Below are 24,883 nucleotides of genomic sequence, written 5' to 3' on the forward strand. Positions count from 1 at the left end.
TCGTGGGCAGCTTCAGCCACGTGAACTCTCCAGAAACCCGCGCACGGCACTCGCCAGCTCGTCGAAGCGGACGATCCGCGCCGGCATGTCGCGCGCGGTGCCTTCGATCACGATCCCTGCCCCTTCGTCCAGCCCCACGATGGTGAGACCGGCCCGGCCGGGATGCGCGCAGCCCTTCACGCAGCCCGAAACATGCACCGAGCGGCCTTTCGCCAGCCCGGCGAGGTCGCGCGCCAGCTCCCGCGCCAATCCCCGCGTGGCGAATCGCGCCGCGCCGCAGGCCGGGGCGCCGGGGCAGGCCTCCACCCGCCGCAACGGATCGCCGGCATCGACGATCAGCCCCGCCGCCGTCGCCCAATCCGCCAATCCGTCAGCCCCGCCATCGTCGAGTGCGCCGATCAGCAAAGCCCGTCCGCCCGCCGGCTCGATGAAGGTCGCCCCCCGTTGCGCCGCCGTATCGGCCAGCGCCTCGAGCGTCTCAGCCTCGATCTGGCCGAAGGGCAGGCCGACGCCAAGCGCCCACCCGCTGGCAAGCATATGCCGCCCTACCGGCTCGCCCGGCACGGCCTCGCGCGGATCCGCCGGCTGCAATCCCGCCCCCAGCGCACCTTCCCCCTCGGCGGCAACGAGGTCGCGCATCCTCGCACGGGGTCCGAAGGCGGCCAGCCTTTCCAGCAGCGCCAGCACCGCCGGCACCGGCGCCGGGGTTCGGCCGAGCGTCATCCCCGCCGCCTCGATGCGGAATTCCGCTCCGGCCGGCGATACCGCGATGTCGAGATCGCGTCCCGCCAGCCCCAGCCCGCCGCCGCCATCGATGCCGATGCTGACCTTCGGCGCCAGCCGCGCCGCCAGCCCTGCGGCGGCAGCGGCCTCCGCCAGCGCCGCCGCCAGCAGGCGCGGGTCGAAAACCTCGGCGGGATCGCGTCCCGCCAGCGCGCTCGTCTCGATCCCCAGCCCCTCGCGTACCGCAATCCGCAGCGCCCCGACACCCTCGGCAAGGCGCCCCGCTCCCGCCGGATCGAGCCCGCGCACCTGCAATTTTCCCCGCGCCGTCACCTCGAGGATGCCGTTGCCGCAATCCCGCGCCAGCGCCGCCAGCCCGGCGGCTTGCGCCGGCGTCAGCGCCTCGGCCGGCGCGAGGCGCGCCAGCAGCCCGTCGCCGGTCGCCATCGGCGCCGGCAGCGTCGGGCAGGCGCCTCGGGGCAGAGCCTCGGGAGAGGTTGCTGCGACGCTCATTCCGCCGCCTCCCCGCCACGTCCCTGCCCGCGCAGCGTGTCCAGCGCCGCCGCCACGTCGTTGCGCTTGGGATGCCAAAGCCCGCGGGCCCGCGCGCCCTCCAGCCGCTCCGCCACGACGCGCGCGCCCTCCGGCGACTGATGGCCAAGGAACTCGCGCACCCTCTCATCCGCCACATAGGCGGCATGGATCAGGTCGATCAGGTGCGAGGGCACCGCCTGCGTCACCTCGGCGAAGCCGATCAGCCGGTCGACGGTCTCGACGATCTCCGCCGCGCCGCGCGGACCGTGGCGCAGCAGGCCGTCCACATAGCCGGGCGCCACCCGCCGCCGCACGATCCGCGCCAGCGCCTGTTCGAGCGGCCGCGCCCTCGGGCGTGCCGGGTCGCTGGTGTCGAGCACCACGAGGTCGGGCGCCCGCCCGAGTGAGGCCGCCGCCGCCGCGAAGCCGCCGAGAAAGGCAAGGTCGGCATCGCCCTCCAGCACATCGCGCCCCGGATCGTCCTGCCCGTGCACCAGAAGGTCGGCCGCCGCCACCCGCGCCGCGAAAGCCGTGCCGGCCGGCCGCGCCGCGCCCTCGGCGCCGCCATAGGCATGCGAGGCGCTGGCGAGATAGGCCGCGCCCACCGTCTGCGCTTCCCGTTCGCCCGCAAGCGTGTCGAGCCCGGCGCCATAGGCCCCCGGCGCGGTGCCGAAGATGCGCGGCGCGCCCTCGCCCGCCGCCGCCAGCGGGTTCTCCTCCGCCGGCTCGTCGCGCCGCGCCACCGCCTTCAGCGCGGCGTCGAGCAGCGCGATCTGCGCCGGAAACAGGTCGCGGAACAGGCCGGAGATGCGGAACGTCACGTCCACGCGCGGCCGCCCCATCGCGGCCGGCGGCAGCACCTCGATGCCGGTCACCCGCCCGGTCGCCGGGTCCCACACCGGCCGCGCCCCGATCAGCGCCAGCCCCTGTGCGATCTCCTCGCCGCCGGTGCGCAGCGTCGCGCTGCCCCACAGATCGAGCACCAGCGCCCGCGGCCAGTCGCCATGCGCCTGCATGTAGCCGCGCACGATTTCCTCGGCGGCCAGCCGGCCGAGGTCCATGGCGGTCGGCGTCGGCAGGTCGCGCGGGTCGGCGGTGGAAAGGTTGCGCCCGGTCGGCATCACGTCGGAGCGCCCGCGCGCCGGCGCCCCCGCCGGCCCGGCCTTCACCCGCCGCCCGGCGAGCGCCGCCAGCAGCCCGTCGCGCTCGGCGTCGCCACAGGCGCCGCGCCCATAGACATGGAAGCCGTCCTTGAGCCGCAGTTCCTTGAGGTCGCACAGCCAGGCATCGATGCGCCGCAGCGCCTCGCCGTCGTCGGCGCCGTCGAGCCGTGCCAGATCCAGACGTGCTTCCTGGGCGAGCCCGGTGCGCCCGGCCTCCTCGACGATCAGCCGCGCCAGCCGCTCGCGGCGCCGGCGGTCCAGCCCTTCCGCCTGCGCATATTCGTCGAGCAGGCGTTCGAGCTCGCGGGCATCGCCGTCAAGCTCCGCCTCCTTCATCGGCGGCGGCAGATGGCCGAGCGTCACCGCCGCGATGCGCCGCTTGGCCTGCGCCGCCTCGCCGGGATTGGAGACGATGAACGGATAGACCACCGGCAGCGCCCCGACCACGAGGCTCGGGAAGCAGGAAGCCGTCAGCGCCACCTGCTTGCCCGGCAGCCATTCCAGCGTGCCATGCGCGCCCATATGCACCAGCGCATCGACCTCGCGCTGCAACCATAAGCCGAACGCAAGCAGCGCGTGGCGCGGCGGCAGGGCCGGGTCGTGATACTGCGCCCGCCGCTCTGCCGTCGTGCCGCGATCCGGCGCCAGCGCGACGACGACATTGCCGCAGCGGATCGCCCGGAAGCGGAAGGCGCCATCGACGCAGGCCGGATCATCCTCCGCCGCCCCCCACGCCGCCTCGACGGCGGCGATGGCGTCGGCGGGAAGGGAAGCCGTCAGGCGGCGATAGTCCTCCAGGCCCAGCAAGGCCTCATCCGCCGATGTGCGTGTACTGAAGCCCTCTCCCCGAGGGGGAGAGGGTGGGGTGAGGGGGGAAGGCGATCGCGAGGCCGTCAGGCCCCTCTCTGCATCCCGTCTCTCGACGGCGCCGGGTGCAGCCGCCGGCACCTCACCGAGCCCCTCGGCTCGAGCGGTATCGCCCAACGCCGTCACCAGCGCCCGCTCGTCCTCCGGCACCTCCGCGATGCGATAGCCCGCCGCCTGCATGTCGGCGAGCGCGACCCGCACGCTTGCCGGCACGTCGAGCCCAACCGCCCAGCCGGTGCGCCCGGCGGCGCCGGCATAGTCGGGCAGGATCATCGCTATCAGCCGCTCGGCCGGCGGCGTGAGGCGCAGCCGCACCAGTGCCGCCACCCGGTCCGCCACTGCCGCCACCAGTTCCGGCTCGGGCCGGTTGACGAGGTGCGTGGCTCCCGCCTCCTCGGTCACATCCTTGAACGACACCGCCCCGGCCAGCACCCGCCCGTCGAACTCCGGCAGCACCACATGCATGGCGAGGTCGGCGGCCGCCAATCCGCGCGCGCCCTCCCTCCATGCCGCCCGCCTCGTGGTCGCCACCACCGCCTGCAGCACCGGCGCATCGGTGAGGTCGATGGGGCCGTCCTCGCCCGGCTCGGCGGCGGCGAAGGCGGTCAGCGTCACGATCGCCGCCGGCCGCAAACCCGGCAGAGTGCGGCGCAGGAAGTCCGCCGAGTGCGGCTCCTTCAGGCTGGCGACGAACAGCGGCAGCGGCCGCATCCCCCGCTCGGCCAGCGCCACGCACAGCGCATCGACCGGCGCCGTGTCGCCGGCCATGAGCAGCGAGCGGTAGAAAATGACGGGAACGACCGGCGCCGCCCCGCCCGCCGGAGCGTCCCCAGCAGACAGTGGGGCTCCCGCCTCGGGCGACGGATCTCCCCCGCGAGGAGAGGGAACAAGCCGCTCTGTGGCAAAAGCCCCCTCTCCACCGGGGAGAGGATTGGGTGAGGGAGAGCACGGTCGCGAGTCCATCCCTCCGGCCGCCGCGCCACACTCATAAAACCCCGCCAGCGGCAGCGGCACGGGCGCCGGCACCTCGACCACGCGGCCGACATGCCGCGCCAGCGCCGCCAAAAGCGCCCGCATATTGTCCGGCCCGCCGGCACGGAAATAGGCGAGCAGCGCCGCCAGTTCGTCCGCCGCCAGCGTCGAGGCCTCGGCCAGGCGCGGGTCGTCGCGGTCCTCGCCCGGCAGCACGGCGAGCACGAAGCCCCGCGCCCGCGCCGCCGCCTGCAACCGCTCGACGCCGTAGCGCCACCAGTCGAGCCCGCCGAGCAGCCGCACCACCACCATCTTCGCCTGCGGCGCCAGCCGGTCGACCCACAGATCGACCGACATCGGGTGCTTGAGATCGCGCAGATTGGTCAGCGCCAGGCTCGGCCGGCCCAAAGCGCCGGCGCCCTCTCCCCCGCCATGGGCCCGTGCCAGCGCCGCGAGGTCGCTGTCGGCGAAGGAGGCCACCACCAGCTCCGCCGGCGCCTGAGCAAGGTCGACCGGTTCGGCGAGATCGTCGAGCGAGGTCGATGTGGTGGCGAGTATGTGCATGCCGCCGCGGGCCGATCTGTCTCAGGCCACCGCCGGCTCGCCGGCAAGGATGCTCTCCACCTTCGCCCGGTCGAGCCCCTTCAGCCCGATGGCGACCAGCCGCCCGGCCCGCTCCCCGGCGCCCCAGGGACGGTCGAAATGGTGCTCGACGCGCGGCCCCACCGCCTGCACCAGGAGGCGCATCGGCTTGCCGGCCACGGCGAGGAAACCCTTCACCCGCAGCACCTCGGCTTCGCCGGCGGCCTTCGCCACCCGGGCGGCGAATTCCGCCGGGTCGGCGATCTCCGGCACCTCGACGACGAAGCTGTCGAAATCGTCGTGGTCGTGCTCGGCCTCGTCGTCGTGATGGGTGCGGCGGTTCTCGATATCGTCCTCGGTACCGACCCCGAGGCCGAGCAGCACCGCCGGGTCGAGCCGGCCGCCGGTGACGTTCACCACCCGGACGCCCTTCGGCAGCTCGGCATCCAGCGCCGCCCGCGCCCGCACGGCGCCGTCGGCATCGATCAGGTCGGCCTTGGTCAGCACCACCAGATCGGCGCAGGCGATCTGGTCGTCGAACACTTCCTCGATCGGGTCGTCATGGTCGAGCGAGGCATCGGCGGCGCGCTGCTCGGCGAGCGCGTCATGGTCGTGGGCGACGCGGCCGGCGGCCAGCGCCTCGCCGTCCACCACCGCTACCACGCCGTCCACGGTGACCCGGCTGCGGATCGCCGGCCAGTGGAAGGCCTGCACCAGCGGCTTGGGCAGCGCGAGGCCGGAGGTCTCGATCAGGATGTGGTCGACCCGCGGCGAGCGCGAGAGAATCGCATCGAGCGCCGGCACGAAATCATCGGCCACGGTGCAGCAGATGCAGCCATTGGCCAGTTCGACGACATTCTCTTCCGGGCAGGTCTCGATGCCGCAGCCCTTGAGGATGTCGCCATCGATGCCGACATCGCCGAACTCGTTGACGATCACCGCGAGGCGCTTGCCCTTGGCGTTCTCCAGCACGTGGCGGATCAGCGTCGTCTTCCCGGCGCCGAGGAAGCCGGTGACGATGGTGCAGGGCACCCGGGCGAGCGAGGCAGTTTCAGCGGTCATGACGGCGTCTCCGGCGGCGTTGCAAGGTTTCGGGGCACGCCGGCCGCGGGAATCTCCCCGCGCAAGCCGCCGGAATCGGACATCCGGCGACCTCACCCGCCTGCCGGGCACCCCGCCGGCATGCACGACCGAACCGATGGCAGGTCTCCTGGCTCGCGGGTCGTGGCCCTTGCCGCCTTCCCGGATCGCTCCAGTGGCCTTTGGCTCGGGCTCGCCGCTTACAGTTGCGGGGGCAGCCGCGGAATTGCCGTCCCGTTGCCGGGCCGGCGCACCGCATTCCCTCTTCGTCCCTCCCGGTGAGGGAGGAAACCGTCGGTCGCGGCCACTAAAGGAGCGCAAGGGGGGAATGTCAACGCGCGGGGCATTGCGGAGACCTCGACTGCCGGTATAGTTGGTCGCAGTCGGCGGTTCCCGTGATGGGCACGGGACGCAAGACGGGAACGCGGTGGGACCGGGCCCTCGGGCAAGGTCGATTCCGCGGCTGCCCCCGCAACTGTAAGCGGCGAGCCTACCTCTACTGGCCACTGGCGTTCGCGCCGGGAAGGCGGAGGGACAGGCGACGACCCGCGAGCCAGGAGACCGGCCGTCGACATCACGCCTGGCCCTCGGGTGGAGGGCAAAAGGAGACGACCATGAATCGCCTGAACGTTGCGCCGCAATCCGCTGCCCAGCCCGCCGCTGCCCAGTCCGCCGCTGCCCAGTCCGCCGCCGTCGAGACCCCGGCGTCCCGCGCGCTCGCCATCACCTTCGCCGCGCTGCTCGGCGTGTTCGTGGTCGGCGGCGTCGGCTTCTCCCATATCGCCGCTGCGCATAATGCGGCCCACGACGTGCGCCACGCCGTCTCCTTCCCCTGCCACTGACGGGGGCTTCCATGTCTCTGTTCAGGACAATCCTGCTCGTCGCCCTGGTGGCGGGCATCGCCACCGGCGTGGCTTCCGCCGCCGTGCACCTGTTCACCACCGTGCCGCTGATCCTCAAGGCCGAGACCTTCGAGGGCAGCGAGGCGGCGCCGGCCGCCGATTCCGCCACCCACGCCACCGAGGCGCACAGCCACGATGCGGCGACGCCCGCGCACGACCATGGCGACGGCGAGGAATGGGGCCCGGCCGACGGCTTCGAGCGCAACGCCTATACCGTGCTCGCCACCGTCCTCACCGCCTTCGGCTTCGGCCTGCTGCTGGTCGCCGCCACCGAGCTGAAGGGCGGCCTCGCCTCCTGGCGCGAGGGCATCCTGTGGGGCCTCGCCGGCTTCGCGGTGTTCACCCTCGCCCCCGGCCTCGGCCTGCCGCCGGAGCTGCCGGCCATGCCGGCCGCCGACCTGATGGCCCGGCAGCTATGGTGGATCGGCACCGCCGCGGCCACCGCCATCGGCCTCGCCCTGCTGGTCTATGGCCGCTCGCCGCTGCTGGCGGCGCTCGGCGTGCTCATCATATTGGCGCCGCATGCCATTGGCGCGCCGCAGCCGGCGAGCCATGACAGCCCGATCCCGGAAAGCCTGCACCACAGCTTCGTCGTCGCCTCGGTAGCGGTGAGCTTCCTGTTCTGGGTGCTGCTCGGCGGGCTCTCCGGCTGGCTGCGTCCGCGCCTCGGCGCACGGGCGGCCTGAACCGCCATGCCCTTCACCCTCGTCCTCGGCGGCGCGCGCTCCGGCAAGAGCAGCCACGCCGAGACGCTGGTGCAGCGCGCTCCGGCGCCGTGGTTCTATGTCGCCACGGCGCAGGCCCATGGTGCTGAGCATGACGCCGAGATGGAAGAGCGCATCGCCCAGCACCGCGCCCGCCGCGGCGGGGACTGGGTCACCATCGAGGCGCCGCACGATCTCGCCGGCGCGCTCGGCGCCCTGCCGTCCGGCGCGCCGGTGCTGATCGACTGCCTGACGCTCTGGCTCTCCAACCGCATGCTGGCCGACGCTGATCCCGACCTCGATTCGGCGATCCTCGAGGCCGAGCTGCTCGCCCATGACGGGCCGGTGGTGGCGGTGTCGAACGAGGTCGGCCTCGGCATCGTGCCGGACAACGCCCTCGCCCGCCGCTTCCGCGACGCCCAGGGCCGGCTCAACCAGCGCCTTGCCGCGCTGGCCGACGAGGTCGCCCTGGTGGTCGCCGGCATCCCGGTAAAGGTAAAATGATGACCGACCTCTCTCCCGAGGAGGCCGCGCGCCACCGCGAGAAGATGGCGAAGCGCAAGGCGGTGCAGGACGCCGAGGTGGCGGAAAAGACCCTGGAGAAGGGCCTGCTCATCATCCACACCGGCGCCGGCAAGGGCAAGTCCACCGCCGCCTTCGGCCTCGCTCTGCGTATCCTCGGCCACGGTGGGCGCGTCGGCGTGGTGCAGTTCATCAAGGGCGCCTGGCACTCGGCCGAACGCGACGCGCTGACTAGCTTCGGCGACCGCGTGGAGTGGCATTCCATGGGCGAGGGCTTCACCTGGGAGACGCAGGACAAGGCCCGCGACATCGCCGCCTGCGCCCGCGCCTGGGAGAAGGCGCGCGAGTTGCTCGCCGACCCGTCCATCGGCCTGGTCATCCTCGACGAGCTCAACATCGCTCTGCGCTATGATTACCTGCCGCTCGAGGCGGTGGTCGCGGCTCTCCGGCAAAGGCGCCCCGACCTGCACGTCGTCGTCACCGGCCGCAACGCCAAGCCGGAGCTGATCGAGGCCGCCGACCTCGTCACCGAGATGACGCTGGTGAAGCACCACTTCAAGACCGGCGTGAAGGCGCAGAAGGGCATCGAATTCTGATGCCCTCTCGAAATCCCGCAACGTCATCCCTATCTGCAAGGGGACGCCGGATGTCGCGGCGTGGTCATCAGATGGAGTTGCGCGTCCATGCGCTCGACGCCCGTTGCCTATCTCTTCTGGCTGTTCGGCCTCATCGGGGTCTGCGGCATCCACCGCTTCTATGCCGGCCGCTACTGGACTGGCGCGCTGTGGCTGCTCACTGTCGGCCTGCTCGGCATCGGCCAGATCGTCGATCTGTTCCTGATCCCCGGCATGGTGCGCGAGGCCAATCTCGAGCGCCGCGTGGATTATCTGGAAGGTCGCCGCGCCTGATGGTGGCTGGCGGTGGGCGGTCATGACCGCCCCCGCCCTGATGTTCCAGGGCACCGGCTCGGACGTCGGCAAGTCGCTGATCGTCGCCGGACTGGCGCGCGCCTTCGCCCGCCAGGGGCTGAGGGTGCGCCCCTTCAAGCCGCAGAACATGTCGAACAACGCCGCCGTCACCCAGGACGGCGGCGAGATCGGCCGCGCGCAGGCGCTGCAGGCCCGCGCCGCCTTCATCGCGCCCAGCGTGCATATGAACCCGGTGCTGCTGAAGCCGCAGAGCGAGACCGGCGCCCAGATCGTCGTGCAGGGTCAGGCATGGCGCAACGCCCGCGCCAGCGACTACCAGAAGCTCAAGCCCGAGCTGATGGCGCCGGTGCTGGAGAGCTTCGCCCATCTGCGCGAAGAGGCCGACCTCGTGCTGGTGGAAGGCGCCGGCTCCGCCTCGGAGATCAATCTGCGCGCCAATGACATCGCCAATATGGGGTTTTCCCGCGCGGCGAACGTCCCCGTCATCCTCATCGGCGACATCGACCGCGGCGGCGTCATCGCCAGCCTGGTCGGCACGCAGGCGGTGATCGAGCCGGGCGACGCGGCGATGATCCGCGGCTTCCTGGTCAACCGCTTCCGCGGCGATCCGGCCCTGTTCGCCCGCGGCATGGAGGAGATCGCCCGCCGCACCGCATGGGAAGCCCTCGGTCTCATCCCGTTCTTCAAGGAGGCGCGCCGCCTGCCCGCCGAGGACGCGCTCGCCCTCGACGCCGCCCCGGCACCGAAGCCCGGCGCGCGCTTACGCATCGCCGTGCCGCTGCTGCCGCGCATCTCCAATTTCGACGACCTCGACCCGCTGGAGGCCGAGCCCGCCATCGAGCTGATCCGCCTGCGCCCCGGCCAGCCGCTGCCCGGCGACATCGATCTCGTCATCCTGCCCGGCTCGAAATCCACCATCGCCGATCTCGCCGAGCTGCGCGCCGTTGGCTGGGACGTCGATCTCGCCGCGCATGTGCGGCGCGGCGGCCGGGTGCTCGGCCTGTGCGGCGGCTACCAGATGCTCGGCCGCTCCATCGACGATCCCGCCGGCATTGAGGGACCGGCCGGCCGCGTGCCCGGCCTCGGCCTGCTGGCGGTGGACACCGTGCTCACCAGCGAGAAACGACTGGTGCCGATCACCGGCCGGAGCGTCGACGGCATCCCCTTCAAGGGTTACGAGATGCATATGGGCGTCACCGAAGGCCCCGACCGCGCCCGCCCCTTCGCCCGGATCGACGGGGCAGATGGCTCGTCACATCCGGAAGGTGCCATCTCGGCCGATGGCCGCGTCGTCGGCACCTATGCGCACGGCCTGTTCGCCGACGACGCCCAGCGCTCGCAATGGCTCACCCGCCTCGGCGCCGCCCCGAGCGGGCTCGATTACGAGGCCGGGGTCGAGGCGACGCTCGACGCCCTCGCCGACCACCTCGCCGCGCATGTGAATCTGGAGCGCCTGCTGGAGATCGCGCGCGGCCTGTGACGTGCCATCCAGCCGAAGACCGCTCTGAAGTCGGGAGACCCCTCTCCCCGTCGGGGAGAGGGGTGGGGCGAGGGGTCTCCGACGATTCCCGATGTCGTCCCCCCTCACCGACCCGCTTCGCGGGCCACCTCTCCCCAACGGGGAGAGGGAAAGAGTCCCCTCACACCGCCCAGAACGCCGCCGCTCCCACGCCCACCAGCGCGATCAGCAGCGCATCGGCGATCCGGTAGAGCCGCAGCGCCCGCCTTATATCCACCGCCGCACAGTCCCGCCGGCCGCCGGTGCCCATGAAGCCGTCCGTCACCAACTGGCCGTGATAGACGCGCGGCCCGGCGAGCGCGAGGCCGAGCGCCCCGGCCAGCGCCGCCTCCGGCCAGCCGGCATTCGGCGATTTGTGGAAGCGCGCGTCGCGCCGCACCGCCGCCCAGGCTCCCCGCGCCGAGGCGCCCGGCATCAGCAGCGCCGCGACGATCAGCAGCCCGCCGGCCAGCCGCGAGGCCGGCAGGTTGATCAGGTCGTCGAAGCGCGCCGCCGCCCGGCCGAAATCGATGAAGCGCTCGGTGCGATGGCCGATCATGCTGTCGGCGGTGTTCGCCGCCTTGTACATGCAGATGCCCGGCAGCCCGCCGATCGCCATCCACAGCGCCGGCGCCACGATGCCGTCGGAGAAGTTCTCCGCCAGGCTCTCGATCGCCGCCCGCGACACCCCGGCCTCGTCGAGCGCCTCCGGATCGCGCCCGACGATCAGCGACACCGCCGCCCGCCCCTCGGCGAGGCCGGCGTCGAGCCCGTCGGCCACCTCAGCCACATGGTCGTGCAGGCTGCGCTGCGCCAGCAGGGTCGAGCCGAGCAGGGCGACGATGACGAAGCCCAAGGGCAGCAGCAGCAATGCCTTCTGCGCCGCCAGCCCGGCGCCGATAGAGATCAGCAGCACCACCACCAGCGAGACGAGGCCGGCGAAGCGGCGATCGCCCGGCGGGTCGCCATCGAGGTTCAGGCTGCGGTCGAGAAAGCCGATCAGCCATCCCGCCCACATCACCGGATGGCCGAGGCGCGGCAGCAAGAAGGCGGGATAGCCGAAAGCGGCCTCGAACAGCAGCGCGACAAGGGTTAAACCGAGGGTGAGCTCCGGCGCCATCCGCACTGATTCTCTCAAAACCGGCAGGAGGCCGCACCATGTCCATCGCCGCACCGGCCGTCCAGAGTTTGTCTGCCGTCCCCTGCCTCGCCGGCGTCAGTCACGCATGAACAGCGCCGCCAGCCGCCTCGCCGACAATCCTTACGCCTCGTCCGACGTGCTGCCGCGCGAGGTGGAAGCGCGCAAGACCGCCATCCTCAAGGAGGTGTTCGGCTTCGACCGCTTCCGCCCCGGCCAGCAGGAGGTGGTGGACGCGGTGCTCGCCGGCGTGCCGACGCTGGCGGTGATGCCGACCGGCGCCGGCAAGTCGCTGTGCTACCAGCTTCCCGCGCTCACCCTCGGCGGCCTGTCCATCGTCATCTCGCCGTTGATCGCGCTGATGGACGATCAGGTGAACGCACTGAAACTGCAGGGCGTCGCCGCCGAGGCGCTGCATTCCGGCAAGCCGCGCGAGGACAATGTCGCGATCTGGCGGCGCGTCGCGGCCGGCGAGGTGCGCCTGCTCTATCTCGCCCCCGAGCGGCTGATGACCGAGCGCATGCTGTCAGCCTTGTCCCGCCTGCCGCTCGGCCTCGTCGCGGTGGACGAGGCGCACTGCATCTCGCAATGGGGCCACAGCTTCCGCAACGAATATCTCCAGCTCGGCCGGCTGCGCGAGATCTTCCCGAACGTTCCGCTGGTCGCCCTCACCGCCACCGCCGACAAGGCGACGCAGGGCGACATCGTCGAGCGGCTGTTCGGCGGCCCGGCACGGGTGTTCGTGTCCGGTTTCGACCGGCCGAACATCTTCATCGGCATGGAGGAGAAGAAGGACCCCGCCCGGCAGATCGAGAGCTATGTGACGGCGCGCCCGCGCGTGCCGGGCATCGTCTACCGCATCTCGCGCAAGAAGGTAGAGGAGACCGCCGAGCGCCTCGTCGCCGCCGGTGTCCGCGCCTTGCCTTATCATGCCGGCCTGTCGCCGGAGCAGCGCGCCGCGCATCAGGAAGCCTTCCTCGCCGAGGACGGTATCGTGATGGTGGCAACCGTCGCCTTCGGCATGGGCATCGACAAGTCGAATGTCCGCTACGTCCTGCACGCCGACGCGCCCGGCAGCCTTGAGGCCTATTACCAGGAGATCGGCCGCGCCGGCCGCGACGGACAGCCCTCCGAGGCGCATCTGCTCTATTCCGGCGGCGACATCGCCACCCGCCGCCGCTTCATCGACGAGGAGCAGTCCACCCCCGAGCGCAAGCTGGTGGAGGCCCGCCGGCTCGATGCCATGGTCGGCTTCTGCGAGGCGGTCACCTGCCGCCGCGCGGTGCTGCTCGGCTATTTCGGCGAGCGCGCCAAGGCCTGCGGCCATTGCGACGTCTGCCGCGATCCGCCCAAGGTGGTCGATGCCTCGAAGCAGGCCGAGCTGGTGCTGCGCATCGCCCGTGCCACCGGCGAGCGCTATGGCGCCGCCTATCTGGCGAGCGTCGTCACCGGCCAGCGTTCCGATCAGGTCTGTGGCCGCGGCCATGATCGTCTCGCCGATTTCGGCGCCGGAGCCGACCGGCCGGCCACCGAATGGCGCGCGCTGCTGCGCCAGCTGGTTGCCACCGGCGCGCTGCATGCCGATGTCGAACGCTTCGGCGCGCTCAATTTGACGGACCACGGCAAGGCGATCCTCGCCGGCACCCGCGCCTTCACCCTGCGCGCGCCCTCGAAGGTCAAGCGCGACCGCTCCAGCCGCGCCGAGGCGCCGGAACTGGCCCCGGCCGAGGCCTCGCTGCTCGCCAAGCTCAAGGCGCTGCGCCGCGAACTGGCGGCCGAGCGCAACGTGCCGGCCTATGTGGTGTTCGCCGACCGCACGCTGGAGGAGATGGCGGTAGAGCACCCGCGCACCCGTTCCGAGCTCGCCGGCGTCAAGGGCGTCGGCGCCGCCAAGCTGGAGGCGTTCGGGCCGGCGTTTCTTAAGATTCTCAAAGAATTCTCTTAGAAATCTCTAAGAATTCGCCCGCGACATTTTCGCCGCGCAAAAGAGTTCACGAACGTCGATTCCGCTCCTAGACTGCCGGCAACGGACGGGAAAAGTCCGCAAGGTCAACAGCTCCGGGATGGAAGTGATGAAATTCGAACTGCTCACGGTGGCGATGGCCGCCGCCTCTCTCGCCGTCGCCGCCTCCGGGGCGCAGGCGCATGGCCCGACCCGGCAGAAGGTCAGCGAGACCATCGAGATCAACGCCCCGCCGGCAAAAGTCTGGGCGGTGGTCAGCAATTTCCAGGACGGCGGCTGGATCCCGGTGGTCGACAAGACCGAAGGCACCGGAGGCAACGCGGCCGGCGCCAAGCGCACCCTCACGCTGAAGAACGGCGCGACGGTGGACGAGGAGGTCGCCAAGCTCGACGCCGACAAGATGACCCTGATGTACCGGATCGAAAAGGTCGACGTGAAGGTGCTGCCGGTCACCAACTATTCCTCCTGGCTGGTGGTGACGCCCACCGATGGCGGGGCCAAGTCGCAGGTGGAATGGCGCGGCGCCTTCTATCGCGGCTACCCCAATAACGACCCGCCGCCGGAGCTGAACGACGAGGCCGCCATCGCCGCGGTGAGCGGGCTCTACAAGGCCGGGCTGGAAGGCCTGAAGAAGAAGATCGAGAGCGGCAGCTGAGGCGAGCGGCGCGTTATACGCCCGCTCATCCGGCGGCCGCCTGATCATGACTCCCCTCTCACGATCGGGTGCCGCTCTCTCCGTCGAAAGGGAGAGACAGGACCGACGCTGAAGAGGCAATGCGCACTTGCCGATGCGAGATCCCTCTCGGGAGCTCTCCCGCCCGATTGGTAGCCCCTCTCTCCGTCGGGCATCCCCTCTCCCCGTCGGGGAGAGGGATGGGGAGAGGGGTCTTCTTCAGCTCCGCAATCGCGTCGCCCCACACCGACCCGCCGAGCCTGTCCTTGGGCTCGCCAGAGGCGAGACCCGAAGGCGGGCCACCTCTTCATCGCAACCGGACGTATCCGGTTTCGACTTTGCCGGAAGCGAACTGGGCAACAGCCGAGCGCGCTGGGGAGAGGAACAGAAAGTCCCGGCCCGGCGATGCCCGACCCGGCATAGGAGCGGGTCGGACCATCGGTCTGAAGCTGCAACGATGCGGCGCTGCCAGTCGGGTGCTCGTTCTCGATTCCATCGCTTCTTCACGCCCCTGACCAATGCGGAGCCCGACATGCGGTATCAAGCCGGTGCAACCAAGCGCCTTCGGTTGATGACCACGCTGGGGGCCTCAGCTTTGGTCCTCGCGCTTCTCGCCCCCCTCCCCGCCGGCGCCGACGAGGCCTTCGTCACCTCGCAGCCGGCGGAGACGCTCTCCATCGTCGACCTCCCCACCGGCAAGGTGGTCGCCACCCTGAAGATTCCCGGCAAGCCGGCCGGCATCGCGGTGACGCCAGATGGGCGGCGCGCCTTCGTCACCTCGCCGGACGGCAAGGCGCTCACCATCGTCGACGCCGCCACCCGCACCGTCGAGCGCCGCGTCGAGGTCGGCGGCGGCCCGCTCGGCGTCGCCGTGCATCCCGCCGGCAGCCCGGCCTATGTCGCGGACTGGTATCAGCACCGCATCGTCGCGGTGGACGCCGCCAGCGGCACCGTCGCCGGCGAGGTGCAGGTCGGCCAGTCCCCCTCCGGCCTCGCCGTCACCCCGGACGGCGCGCTGCTGCTCTCGGCCGACCGCGATTCCGACGCCGTCAGCTTCGTCGATACCTCGACCCTCGCCCGCATTGGCTCGGTTCAGGTCGGCACCCGGCCCTTCGGCGTCACCATCGATGCCGCCGGCACCCGCGCCTACACCGCCAATGTCGGCTCCGACGACGTCAGCATCATCGACATCGCCACCCGCAAGCGGATCGGCACGGTGAAGGTCGGCCAGCGCCCCTACGCGGTGGCCCTCGCCCGCGACCGCGCCTTCGTCACCGATCAGTACGCCTCGACGGTCAGCGTGTTCGACACCGGCACGCTCCAGCCCGTCGCCACCATTCCGGTCGGCGACTACCCGGAAGGCATCGCCGCCAGCCGCGACGGCGCCTTCGTCTATGTGGCGAATTGGGAGGCCAACACGCTGAGCGTCATCGACACCGGCACGCTCAAGGTCGTGGCCGATATCGAGGTGGCGGACGGTCCGCGCGCCTTCGGCGCCTTCCTCCGCCGCACGGACTAGCCGCGGCGGCACGCCCACGGGCACGTCGCCGCACAGGCAGGCACCGGCCCACCCGTTGCCGGCACAGCGATCGATCCAGGCATGCGCTGGCCGGCCTAGGCAAGCGCCGCATGGCCGCTATGATGCCGCGCCCCGACAATGAAAGGCGCATGGCTATGGACGAGCAGTTCTGGCACGGCAAGTGGCAACGCGGCGAGACCGCCTTTCACGAAGCCGAAGGCAACCCCTTGCTGCGGCGCTATCTTCCCGCTCTCGGCCTCGCCACCGGGGCACGGCTGCTGCTGCCGCTTTGCGGCAAGACCGGCGATATCGGCTGGCTGCTCGAACAAGGTTACGCCGTCACCGGCGCCGAGCTTAGCCGGCTAGCGATAGAGCAGCTGTTCGCTGATCTCGGCCTGACGCCGGACATCACCTCGGTGGGACCGCTGGAGCGCTTCGAGGCCGGAGCGCTGACCGTCTTCGTCGGCAATTTCTTCGATCTCGATCACCACGCGCTGGGCGAGGTCGCCGCGGTCTATGACCGCGCGGCGCTGGTCGCCCTGCCCGAGGCGATGCGCGAACGCTATGCGGCGCATCTCGTCCACCTCACCCGCGCCGCGCCGCAATTGCTGATCGCCTTCGAGTATGACCAGTCGCTGCTGGTCGGCCCGCCCTTCGCGGTGCCGGAAGCGGAGGTACGGCGTCACTATGGCGCCGCCTATCACCTCACCCAGGCCGGCCGCCACGAACTCAAGGACGGGCTGAAGGGCCTGAAGCCGGTGCATGAGACCGTCTGGCTGATGCACCGGCGCTGAGCGGATGCAGCGGCGCTGAGCGATGGTTCGATCGCGACACCCTTCTCCCCGTCGGGGGAGAGGGTTAGGGCTAAGGGAGCTCAAGTCTCCGCGATGTTGCCGCCCCCTCCGGCACGCCGCGCCGCCTGCCACTCGCCAAGGGGCAGGAGGTTGACCAACAAGCCAAGCGCCGGGGGCGTGGTTTCAGATCGCGTAGTCGCCGGTCTGGTGCGCCGAGGGGGCGCGGCAATCGGTGCCCGGCGCTCCTTCCGCGAACAGCCGCGCCCGCTCCAGCCGCACCGCCACCTTCTCGCCGATCGGCACCCGCACGCTCGGGGCGATGTCGGCCTCGAACAGCGCGTTGCCGACCTCGAGCTCCAGCCGGCGGATGGCGCCGTGGCGCCGGAAGCCGCGCACCACCCCCGGCAGGCCCGGCGTGCCGGCGAGCCCGATGGCGACGTCGTGCGGGCGCACATAGATCAGCGCCGGCCCGTCCGGGACCGGCGACACCGGCGCCGCGATCGGCGTCGGGCCGGCAAAGGCGGTGCCGTCCTTCACCTCGACCTCGATGCGGCTGGATTCTCCCATGAAGCCGAACACCGCCGCCGAGGACGGCCGGTCATAGACGTCGTCCGGCGTGCCCACCTGCTCGATCTTGCCCTTGCCCATCACCACCACCCGGTCGGCGAGTTCCAGCGCCTCCTCCTGGTCGTGGGTGACGAACAGCGTGGTATGGCCGGTGCGGTCGTGCAACTCGCGCAGCCATTTGCGCAATTCCTTGCGCACCAGCGCGTCGAGCGCGCCGAACGGCTCGTCGAGCAGCAGCACCTTGGGTTCGATGGCGAGGGCGCGGGCCAGCGCCACGCGCTGCCGCTGGCCGCCGGAAAGCTGCGCCGGAAAGCGGCCGCCGAACGCCTCCAGCTGCACCAGCGCCAGCAGATCGGCGACCCGCTTGCGAATGTCCGCCTCCGACGGCCGCTCGCCGCGCGGCCGCGAGCGCAGGCCGAAGGCGATGTTGTCGGCCACCGTCATGTGGCGAAACAGCGCGTAGTTCTGGAACACGAAGCCGATGCCGCGCCGGCGCACCGGCACCGACAGCGCATCCTCGCCATTGAACAGCACGCGACCGTGGCTCGGCTGCTCCAGCCCGGCGACGATACGCAGCAGCGTGGTCTTGCCCGATCCGGAGGGGCCGAGCAGCGCCACCAGCTCGCTCGGCTTCACGTCGAGCGAGATGTCCGACAGCGCCGGCGTGCCGCTGCCGAAATCCTTGCCCACATGCTCGATGCTCACCGCGACGGTCATCAATTCACTCATTGTAAACGTGATTAGTAGATTAATCCGCAACCTACCTGAAAAATTGGCGATGTGAAGCCTTCCGGGGCACTTCGCCGGCCGTCCGGACGCGCCGGCCCCTCCTGCCGCACATGCGTTCCGGTTCCGCTCGCCTGGTGGGGCCGTCGGCAAGCCGGCGTTTCGCCCTCCGATCGGTGCGGAAAGCCGTTCAACTCGCGCCGAATATGCTCTAAGGCAAGCAGCCTGACCGGCGCTCAGCCGGCCCTTCCAGCCGCCGGCCGCCCTGATGACTGATCGCCTCTCCCCTGCCCCCGCCACTGCCCCCGCTCTCGCGCTGGACGGCCTGACCCCGGTTCCGGCCGGCAAGATCGCCGCCATCGTCACTTTTCTGGAGATGCGCGCACGCCCGGCGCCGCTGCCGGAGCCGTCAGGCCACGGGCTTGAGGTTCGGCGCGTCGAGCGGCCCGATCCCGGCTGGTACCGCGCGCTGTTCCGCCGCATCGGCGAGGACTGGCTGTGGTTCTCGCGGCTGCGCCTCTCGGATGCCGAGCTGTCGGCGATCCTCCATGATCCGGCGGTGGAGATCCATGTACTGATGCGCGGGCCGGACGAGATCGGCCTGCTGGAACTCGATTGGCGGGTACCCGGCGAGCCGGAGCTCGGCTTTTTCGGCCTGGTGGCCGGCGAGACCGGCGCCGGCGCCGGCCGCATCCTGATGAACCGGGCGATCGAGCAGGTGTTCGCCCGGCCGCTGACCCGCTTCTTCGTGCACACCTGCACGCTCGACCATGCGGCGGCGGTGGGCTTCTACATGAAGGCCGGCTTCACCGCCGTGGGGCGGGCGGTGGAGATCGCCGACGATCCGCGGCTCGACGGCACCATCCGTCGCGACGCCGCCCCTCACATTCCGGTGATCGACTAGCGCGCGAGGCAGCTCCGGCGTCCCTGGAGCCGGCTTCCCTGCAGCCGGCGTCTCCGGCGCCGACGCTCAGGCCAGCGATGCGGCGGTGGAGCGGGCGCGCCGGCCGCCGGCCGGGCGCGGCACCTCGACGGCGTCCAGCCCGCGCTCGCGCTCGCCGAGCGCCTCGACCTTCTTCAGTTCGTCCAGCGCCGCGTCGAGCTGGTCGCGCGCCTCGTCGAGCTGGCCTTTCAGCTCCTCGGCCGAGCGGCGCAGATTGTCGCGCCGGGTGGCCGCCGCGCGGGCATAGGTGGGATAGGCAAAATGGCTGGTATCGGTGATGCCCGCGCGCTGCTCCTCGGCGAGGATCTCGCGGTCGAGGTCGCGCGCCATGCGGTCGAAATCGGCGATCATGCCGTCGATCTGCGCGAAATGGCGGCGCTTCTCCTCGGCTTGGAACCGCCTCAGGCGAATGACGGTGTCGATCGACTTCATGCCGGCGTTACTCCCGCTTGTCGGGCCGGAGCGACCCGCCGGCGCCCATCGGCACCGACGCTAGACCGCCCGGGTCGAGCCGCCCTTACCCGGCGGCACAGGCATCTTGGCGCCCAGAGGTTGCCGCTTCCTTACATTTTTGGGGGGAAAGACATCCCGGAGCGGTATTCGGACGGCTTTCCAGGGGTTTGGAAACGATTTGTTTACCGGCTCCATTAATGATCGTTCACGTCCGGTGTGATCCGGCGCCTTGGCGTGAAAGCCGAGTCGCCAGATTCACTTAAGCGCATATCTTAAGATTCGGCTTGAAACAGTCGGTCACAAAAATTCTGGTTCATCGCCAGCCTCTTGCGGGAAGACTCGAAGAAAATTCGTGGCAACCGCTTGTGCTGGGGAATCCGGTTTTGTTACCCATTGGATCGTAGTTGACGAATCGGTGTGCCGAGCCGGGCGCGGGGTTGGGGTGACGCTCGGAACGGGAGTTGTCCGATTGTGCGCTGAAACCCCGGGGACCGTGGCGAGGGAAGGGGATTGGCATGCGCGTCTTGCTCATCGAGGACGACCGCGCGACCGCGCAGAGCATCGAATTGATGCTCAAGTCCGAGAGCTTCAACGTCTACACGACGGATCTCGGCGAAGAGGGTGTCGACCTCGGCAAGCTCTACGACTACGACATCATCCTGCTCGATCTGAACCTGCCGGACATGTCCGGCTATGACGTTCTGAAAGGGCTTCGCGTCGCCAAGGTGAAGACGCCGATCCTGATCCTCTCCGGCCTCGCCGGCATCGAGGACAAGGTGAAGGGTCTCGGCTTCGGCGCCGACGACTATCTCACCAAGCCGTTCCACAAGGACGAGCTGGTGGCGCGCATCCACGCCATCGTGCGCCGGTCGAAGGGCCACGCCCAGTCGGTGATCACCACCGGCGAGCTGGTGGTCAATCTCGACACCAAGACCGTCGAGGTCGGCGGCGCCCGCGTGCACCTCACCGGCAAGGAGTACCAGATGCTGGAGCTCCTCTCGCTGCGCAAGGGCACGACGCTGACCAAGGAGATGTTCCTCAACCATCTCTATGGCGGCATGGACGAGCCCGAGCTGAAGATCATCGACGTGTTCATCTGCAAGCTGCGCAAGAAGCTCGCCAACGCCTCGCAAGGCCACAACTTCATCGAGACGGTGTGGGGCCGCGGCTATGTGCTGCGCGAGGCCGGCGAGCACGAGCAGCGCATCCCGGCCTGAACCGCCCGGCATCGCTGCAGGATATCGGCCCCGCCGCGAGGCGGGGTTTTGCTTTTCAGCCCTCCCCTCGCAGGAACGTCGCCGCCCGGTGCCCCGGCCCGTCATCGTGCCGGACCGCGCTCGCCATGATGGCCCGCAGCCGCCCCTCGATCGTCCCCGGCCCGAAGCGCGCCTTCAGCATCGGCACCACCGCCTCGGTCACCTCGTCGAGCCGGCCGGGCGCGCGTTCCTCGATCTCGCCCCTGAGCGGCGTACCCTGGCAGAAGCCGATGGCGAGTTCGCGGGCGGAGGCCATCCGGCCGGTGTGGTTCACCACCGCCGCCGCGAAATCGGCGAGGCCGGCCGCCTCCACATCGGCGTAGAGCTTGTCGAGGCTGGAATAGCCATAGGGCGTGCGGGCCATGAACCGCGGCGGATCGCTCGGGAAAACCGCCGCCAGCGCCTCGGTCGTCGCCTGCGCGAAATCATTCACGGCGAGCCGGTCCCAGACATTGAACATCAGCGTCCCGCCCGGCACCAGCACGCGGCGCACTTCGCGCAGGCCCTGCGCCTTGTCGGGAAGGAACATCACCCCGAACTGGCAGATCACCGCATCGAAGACCCCGTCCTCGAAGGGCAGCGCCATCGCGTCGGCCTGTTGCCAGCGGATGCGCGGGTCGGGGCCATGCCGCGCCGCCGTCTCCAGCATGGCGGGGTTGAGATCGGTGGCGACGATGCGCGCCTGCGCCGGCAGCCGCTCGGCCAGCGCGCGGGTCACGGCGCCGGTGCCCGCCGCGATCTCCAGCACCCGATAGGGCTCCAGCGCCGCCACCCGTAGCGCCAGGTCGGCGGCGAAGGGCGCGAACAGCGCCGGCACCAGCAGTCGGTCATAGATGTCGGGAACGGCGCCGGCGAATACGCTGTCACTGCCCGGCATGGCGGCCTCCGTGGGCCCGCCCCCTCGCGTGCTCGCGCAGCGGCATCATAGCACGCCCGCCCTCGCCCGTCCGGGCCGCCCCCGCGTGCCGCGCCTTGCCGCCGAAAACGTGAAGGGCCGGGCAGACCCGGCCCTTCCTGTGCGGCGTGTATCTGCCGAAGCGGCGAGGCCGCGGTCGCCGCGGTTTGGCGGCTAGGCCGCGGTCGCCGCGGCGTGGTCGCCCCGCCTCCTCACTTCGCCTTCTTGGCCAGCCAGGCCTTGAGGAAGGCGATTTCGCTTTCCTGCGCCTTGATGATCTCCTCGGCCAGCCGGCGCAGCTCCGGGTCCTTGCCGTACTGCAGTTCGATGCGGGCCATGTCGATGGCGCCCTGGTGATGCGGGATCATGCCGCGGGCGAAGTCGATATCGGCATCACCGGTCATCGGTTGGCTCATGCCCTGGTGCATGTGGGCGTTGGCCGCTTCGAAGGCCTTGGAGGCGGCGCTGTCGCCGCCGCCCATATGCCCGCCGTGGTCCATGCCGGGCATGGTGGCGGACTGGGCGAAGGCCGGCGCGGCGAGGAAAAGCAGACCAGCGGCGACAAGGCCGCCCTTGAGCGTCGTGTTCATGAGATCAGTTCCTGAAATGGGATCGAAACGCGCCCCGGCACTTGGCTGGCCGGCGCGAGGAAAAGTCGATCGGCGTTCAGGCGCCTCGCGGCGGCGGGTCGGGCCGGGCGAGGCTGGTCCCGGCCAGCGGCTTCGCCGGCGGCGCGGCGAGCACGGTTGCCGTGGCAAGCGGCAAAGCGAAATGGGAAACGGTCAGCGGCGGCACCATCAGGCAGGTCAGCACGCAGCACAGATGCGAGAGCGGCGCCCCGCTCCCATGCGGCGCCCCGCCCCGAATGGCGGCACCGTGTACTCCGGTGTCGTATGCCCTGGAGTCGTGTCCCTGCATCGACGCCGCCACCGCTTCAGCGGCGACGCCTTCATGGCAAGGCATGGTGGCACTCGCCATATCGGCGCTCGTCGTCGTGCCATCCGTTGCGACGGCGCTCGCCATCATACGGCCGGCCATTGCCTGCGCCGCCGTCACCGGGCCGGTCAGGGTAAAGGCCAGCGCGATCAGCGCGGCAATCAATCTCGCAAGGGCCATCCGGCGCACTGCCAATGGGAGGTTCCACTTTCCGCTTCGACGAGGAGCCAGATTAGAGCATGCGCCGCGCAAGCCGAATGACTTCTGCGTCAGTTCGCCCTGTCGCCTCCGGGATAGGCTCCGGTCGATCGGAAAATGCCGCCGGATCGTCGGGCGGCAAATTACGGGCGGCAGGCTACGGATGGCAGGCTACGGATGGCAGGCGCGACGCGGCGGCTCACGAGGCCGAGCGCGGCCCCCAGCCGAGACCGGCGGCGACGAGCCGCGCGGTATCGCCCGGCGGCAGATGGCCGTCAAAGCCTTCCAGCCGACCCGGCCGGCCGGTCAGGGCGAGGCACAGCGCCGTCGAGGGCGCCGCACCCGTCGGCACGCCATAGGCGTCGACGTCATAGATCACCACGTCGAAGCGGCCGGCAGCGAGTTCCAGCGCCCGCTCATGGTCGGCAAGCGACACGTGATGGCCGAGCGCCCGCACCAGCGCCTGCGCCAGCGTCCGCGCCGGGCCGTCCCGCATCACCAGCAGCACCCGCGCCACGCCGCGCTCCGCCGGCGCCCGGCCCGGCTCCAGCAGCGGATAGCTGTGCCCGTCGGCGACCAGCCGACGCGTGGGGCCGGCACTTTCCACCCGGCCCTCCGGCGCCAGGCCGAGAATGGCCTCCACCGGCACCGGCGTGCCGTCGCGCCCGAGGCGCAGCAGATAGGAGCGGCCGGCGATCTCGCCGGGGCAGCGTATCGCCTTGAGGCTGGCGACGCTCACCGCCTCCGGACCATGGCCGGCACGGCGCACCACCAGATGCGCCTCCGGCGCCGGCGGGGCGGCCTTGCGGCCGAACACGCCGATGGTCATGTCGAGCATCGCCGCCTGCCGGCCGTCGGAGAGGCGCGCGACGCCGCCGATCAGGTCGGCGCAGGGGGCGAAACGGCTGCGCCAGTCGTCCGGCATCAGCTGGATTTCGGCACGGGAGTCCACGGGCTCGTCGTCGATCAGCGCCGTCGCCCGCACCTTGCCCTCGCTGCCGAACAGCACCAGCGCGCCGCGTTCGGGCGACTTCGCCTCGGCAAGGCCGAGCCGGGTGGAAAGCCGGATCAGCGGCAGGCCGGAGGTGCCGAGCGTGCCCTTTCCCGCCATGCGGGCGAGCTGCTCGAAGCGCTCGCGCCCCAGCGGCATCACGTTGACGATGCGCGAGGATGGCAGGGCGAAGCGCATGCCGCCAAGGCGAAACACCAGCACGCCGACCGTTGCGTCCCCGCGCGCCGGCAACGGGCCGGGGGCACCGGCGGCACGGGCGGGGGAAGCTAGCGGGGCGAGGGATTCGATCAGCGACATCTCGGAACCGGCTACTCTCACGGAAAGGGAGCAATTCCCTTTCGGGGTACCGTCGAGTGTCGCTGGTCAATGTTAACGGGTTCTGAAGATCGCTGACCGAGGGTCAGACGAAAGGAGGAAGCGGCCCCTCAGGGTGCTGCCGCCTCGATCAGCACCGCCTCGCCGTCCATGGAGAAAGTGATGGCGACCCCGACCTCGCGGGCGAGCAAGCCGGTATAATGCGGCTGGATGGCGTGGGCATCGATCTGCCCGTCCTCCACCACCTGGCCGGCGAGCAGCGTCGGCAGATGCGCAGGAATGCGCGCATGGCTGCCCTCGGTACGCAGCCGGAAGCCATCGCCCTCGCCGCTTCCCGCGACATGGATGCGCCCGCCGCGCGGAATCGTCGCGCCGGCCACCAGCAGCAGGTTGAGCAGCAGTTTCACCCGGTTCTTCGGCAGCAGCGCGCGGGGCACCTGCCAATCGAGGCTGGTGCGGTCGTCCTGGATGAAGCCGCGCGCGACGTTCTCGGCGTCGCCGGTGTCGATCTGCGCGCCCGCCGAGCCGGCGGCGCCGAACGCCAGCCGGCAGAACTGCAGCCGGGCCGAGGCCTGCCGGGCGCTCTTGGCGATCAGCTCCAGCGCGAACTGCTTCATCGCGGGATCGTCCTCGTCCTCCAGCACCTCCAGCCCGTTGACGATGGCGCCGACCGGGCTGATCACGTCGTGGCAGACGCGCGAGCACAGCAGGGCGGCGAGGTCGAGCTTGTCGAGGTCGATGGCGGTCGTCATCGCGGCTCCGTCACGGCAAGGCGAAAAGACAAAACATCCCGCGAATCGCCGGGCACCCGGCGCGGGCGGACAGGAGGCGGTGATACACCGCACCCGCCGCCGCGCCAACCGGCAGGCGCAGCCCGTCGCGGCGCCACTGAAGCGGCGCGGCGCGCCCGCTGCCTTCCTAACGCCCATCTGCGTGTTAATGATACGTTGGGATTCGGCGGTCCACCGTCTCCCGCGAGCCGCACGATCCACACGCACGCCAATTCCTACGCATGTCAG

23 protein-coding genes and 2 riboswitches are annotated in these 24,883 nt (G+C 70.8%); of the genes, 12 read left to right on the plus strand and 11 right to left on the minus strand.

Annotation, left to right across the window (positions count from 1 at the left end; genetic code table 11):
- Nucleotides 1–12: 12 nt before the first annotated feature.
- From cobG to cobW, 3 genes are read right to left on the minus strand one after another with little or no spacing between them, the layout of a single operon-like run.
- On the minus strand, nucleotides 13–1,236 hold the full coding sequence (cobG, locus tag KHC24_RS13645; RefSeq protein ID WP_213363806.1) for a precorrin-3B synthase: 1,224 nt from the start codon (nucleotides 1,234–1,236) through the stop codon (nucleotides 13–15).
- Nucleotides 1,233–4,823, minus strand: coding sequence for a cobaltochelatase subunit CobN (cobN, locus tag KHC24_RS13650; protein ID WP_213363808.1), 3,591 nt, complete (start codon nucleotides 4,821–4,823; stop codon nucleotides 1,233–1,235). Before cobN ends, cobG begins: the two co-directional genes overlap by 4 nt.
- A gap of 21 nt (nucleotides 4,824–4,844) precedes the next feature.
- Nucleotides 4,845–5,903 (minus strand): cobalamin biosynthesis protein CobW, encoded by a 1,059-nt coding sequence (gene cobW, locus KHC24_RS13655; protein ID WP_213363810.1) that lies wholly within the window; start codon nucleotides 5,901–5,903, stop codon nucleotides 4,845–4,847.
- Nucleotides 5,904–6,024: 121 nt separating this feature from the next.
- A riboswitch (cobalamin riboswitch) is annotated at nucleotides 6,025–6,232 on the minus strand.
- Between the two features lie 59 nt (nucleotides 6,233–6,291).
- Nucleotides 6,292–6,505: riboswitch (cobalamin riboswitch) on the plus strand.
- A gap of 30 nt (nucleotides 6,506–6,535) precedes the next feature.
- Here cobW and KHC24_RS13660 point away from each other — a divergent pair.
- The 6 genes from KHC24_RS13660 to KHC24_RS13685 all read left to right on the plus strand — a co-directional run bounded on the left by KHC24_RS13660 (nucleotide 6,536) and on the right by KHC24_RS13685 (nucleotide 10,458).
- The gene (locus tag KHC24_RS13660) at nucleotides 6,536–6,763 is read left to right on the plus strand and encodes a CbtB domain-containing protein (protein ID WP_213363811.1); all 228 of its coding nucleotides are present in this window, start codon (nucleotides 6,536–6,538) and stop codon (nucleotides 6,761–6,763) included.
- A gap of 11 nt (nucleotides 6,764–6,774) precedes the next feature.
- On the plus strand, nucleotides 6,775–7,509 hold the full coding sequence (locus KHC24_RS13665) for a CbtA family protein (RefSeq protein ID WP_213363812.1): 735 nt from the start codon (nucleotides 6,775–6,777) through the stop codon (nucleotides 7,507–7,509).
- 6 nt (nucleotides 7,510–7,515) lie between these two features.
- Nucleotides 7,516–8,031, plus strand: coding sequence for a bifunctional adenosylcobinamide kinase/adenosylcobinamide-phosphate guanylyltransferase (gene cobU, locus KHC24_RS13670; protein WP_213363813.1), 516 nt, complete (start codon nucleotides 7,516–7,518; stop codon nucleotides 8,029–8,031).
- Nucleotides 8,031–8,645 carry a cob(I)yrinic acid a,c-diamide adenosyltransferase gene (gene cobO / locus KHC24_RS13675; RefSeq protein ID WP_213363921.1) on the plus strand — a complete coding sequence of 205 codons (615 nt, stop codon included), beginning with the start codon at nucleotides 8,031–8,033 and terminating at the stop codon, nucleotides 8,643–8,645. Before cobU ends, cobO begins: the two co-directional genes overlap by 1 nt.
- An 87-nt stretch (nucleotides 8,646–8,732) precedes the next feature.
- On the plus strand, nucleotides 8,733–8,957 hold the full coding sequence (locus KHC24_RS13680; protein WP_213363815.1) for an NINE protein: 225 nt from the start codon (nucleotides 8,733–8,735) through the stop codon (nucleotides 8,955–8,957).
- 22 nt (nucleotides 8,958–8,979) lie between these two features.
- Nucleotides 8,980–10,458 (plus strand): cobyric acid synthase, encoded by a 1,479-nt coding sequence (locus KHC24_RS13685; RefSeq protein WP_213363816.1) that lies wholly within the window; start codon nucleotides 8,980–8,982, stop codon nucleotides 10,456–10,458.
- Between the two features lie 160 nt (nucleotides 10,459–10,618).
- Here KHC24_RS13685 and cbiB read toward each other — a convergent pair whose 3' ends face one another.
- Complete coding sequence (gene cbiB, locus KHC24_RS13690; RefSeq protein ID WP_213363818.1) at nucleotides 10,619–11,596, minus strand: adenosylcobinamide-phosphate synthase CbiB; 978 nt, start codon at nucleotides 11,594–11,596, stop codon at nucleotides 10,619–10,621.
- 106 nt (nucleotides 11,597–11,702) lie between these two features.
- On the opposite strand from cbiB, the gene recQ reads away from it, so the two are divergent.
- From recQ to tmpT, 4 genes are all read left to right on the plus strand, one after another.
- Nucleotides 11,703–13,559, plus strand: a complete 1,857-nt coding sequence (recQ, locus tag KHC24_RS13695; protein WP_213363819.1) for a DNA helicase RecQ — start codon at nucleotides 11,703–11,705, stop codon at nucleotides 13,557–13,559.
- Nucleotides 13,560–13,686: 127 nt separating this feature from the next.
- The gene (locus KHC24_RS13700; protein ID WP_213363821.1) at nucleotides 13,687–14,232 is read left to right on the plus strand and encodes an SRPBCC family protein; all 546 of its coding nucleotides are present in this window, start codon (nucleotides 13,687–13,689) and stop codon (nucleotides 14,230–14,232) included.
- A 589-nt stretch (nucleotides 14,233–14,821) separates the two neighbouring features.
- The gene (locus KHC24_RS13705) at nucleotides 14,822–15,769 is read left to right on the plus strand and encodes a YVTN family beta-propeller repeat protein (RefSeq protein ID WP_213363922.1); all 948 of its coding nucleotides are present in this window, start codon (nucleotides 14,822–14,824) and stop codon (nucleotides 15,767–15,769) included.
- A gap of 149 nt (nucleotides 15,770–15,918) precedes the next feature.
- The gene (gene tmpT, locus KHC24_RS13710; protein ID WP_246546881.1) at nucleotides 15,919–16,563 is read left to right on the plus strand and encodes a thiopurine S-methyltransferase; all 645 of its coding nucleotides are present in this window, start codon (nucleotides 15,919–15,921) and stop codon (nucleotides 16,561–16,563) included.
- A gap of 183 nt (nucleotides 16,564–16,746) precedes the next feature.
- Here tmpT and KHC24_RS13715 read toward each other — a convergent pair whose 3' ends face one another.
- Nucleotides 16,747–17,847 (minus strand): sulfate/molybdate ABC transporter ATP-binding protein, encoded by a 1,101-nt coding sequence (locus tag KHC24_RS13715; protein ID WP_213363823.1) that lies wholly within the window; start codon nucleotides 17,845–17,847, stop codon nucleotides 16,747–16,749.
- A 277-nt stretch (nucleotides 17,848–18,124) separates the two neighbouring features.
- Between KHC24_RS13715 and KHC24_RS13720 the strand changes: the two genes are divergently transcribed.
- Nucleotides 18,125–18,760 (plus strand): GNAT family N-acetyltransferase, encoded by a 636-nt coding sequence (locus KHC24_RS13720; RefSeq protein WP_213363824.1) that lies wholly within the window; start codon nucleotides 18,125–18,127, stop codon nucleotides 18,758–18,760.
- Nucleotides 18,761–18,826: 66 nt separating this feature from the next.
- On the opposite strand, the gene KHC24_RS13725 is transcribed toward KHC24_RS13720, so the two are convergent.
- Complete coding sequence (locus tag KHC24_RS13725) at nucleotides 18,827–19,231, minus strand: flagellar export protein FliJ (RefSeq protein ID WP_213363826.1); 405 nt, start codon at nucleotides 19,229–19,231, stop codon at nucleotides 18,827–18,829.
- A gap of 536 nt (nucleotides 19,232–19,767) precedes the next feature.
- Between KHC24_RS13725 and ctrA the strand changes: the two genes are divergently transcribed.
- On the plus strand, nucleotides 19,768–20,469 hold the full coding sequence (gene ctrA / locus KHC24_RS13730; RefSeq protein ID WP_213363828.1) for a response regulator transcription factor CtrA: 702 nt from the start codon (nucleotides 19,768–19,770) through the stop codon (nucleotides 20,467–20,469).
- Between the two features lie 55 nt (nucleotides 20,470–20,524).
- Here the strand turns inward: ctrA and KHC24_RS13735 are convergent, their stop codons facing one another.
- From KHC24_RS13735 to chpT, 5 genes are all read right to left on the minus strand, one after another.
- Nucleotides 20,525–21,385 carry a class I SAM-dependent methyltransferase gene (locus KHC24_RS13735; RefSeq protein WP_213363829.1) on the minus strand — a complete coding sequence of 287 codons (861 nt, stop codon included), beginning with the start codon at nucleotides 21,383–21,385 and terminating at the stop codon, nucleotides 20,525–20,527.
- 230 nt (nucleotides 21,386–21,615) lie between these two features.
- Nucleotides 21,616–21,993, minus strand: a complete 378-nt coding sequence (gene copM, locus KHC24_RS13740; protein ID WP_213363831.1) for a CopM family metallochaperone — start codon at nucleotides 21,991–21,993, stop codon at nucleotides 21,616–21,618.
- A 76-nt stretch (nucleotides 21,994–22,069) separates the two neighbouring features.
- Nucleotides 22,070–22,504, minus strand: coding sequence for a hypothetical protein (locus KHC24_RS13745; RefSeq protein ID WP_213363833.1), 435 nt, complete (start codon nucleotides 22,502–22,504; stop codon nucleotides 22,070–22,072).
- Between the two features lie 232 nt (nucleotides 22,505–22,736).
- A complete protein-coding gene (locus KHC24_RS13750; RefSeq protein ID WP_213363834.1) occupies nucleotides 22,737–23,846 on the minus strand; it encodes a chemotaxis protein CheW in 1,110 nt (369 codons plus the stop codon).
- A gap of 128 nt (nucleotides 23,847–23,974) precedes the next feature.
- Nucleotides 23,975–24,616, minus strand: coding sequence for a histidine phosphotransferase ChpT (gene chpT / locus KHC24_RS13755; protein WP_213363836.1), 642 nt, complete (start codon nucleotides 24,614–24,616; stop codon nucleotides 23,975–23,977).
- Between the last annotated feature and the right edge of the window lie 267 nt (nucleotides 24,617–24,883).

The organism is Ancylobacter defluvii, from assembly GCF_018390605.1.
GTDB lineage: Bacteria > Pseudomonadota > Alphaproteobacteria > Rhizobiales > Xanthobacteraceae > Ancylobacter > Ancylobacter defluvii.